The following is a 209-nucleotide window of genomic DNA, read 5'->3' on the forward strand; positions in this document are numbered from 1 at the left end:
TAATCGAAGATCTCCGCATCGGACTGCACCTGTTGGCCGGGGAACTGCTCCACCCCGGCCCAATCAGCCATCGCCGGCTGCCCGATGATCTCCCGGGCCTTGCGGATCCCGGCGATCATCACCCGCGCATCATGGCCCTGGACGTCGGTGAAATAACGCGGATCGACCTTCGGCTTGTCACGGAAGTCGCAGCTGCGCAACCGCACCGT

The 209-nt window shown here is 64.1% G+C and carries 1 protein-coding gene; it reads right to left on the reverse strand.

From position 1 onward, the window contains the following. Positions 1-209: GMC oxidoreductase (locus tag ACT3UQ_RS19795; RefSeq protein ID WP_444637827.1), on the reverse strand; the 209-nt coding region annotated here is incomplete at both ends.

This window comes from Glutamicibacter sp. AOP12-B1-11 (genome assembly GCF_052379245.1).
GTDB lineage: Bacteria > Actinomycetota > Actinomycetes > Actinomycetales > Micrococcaceae > Glutamicibacter.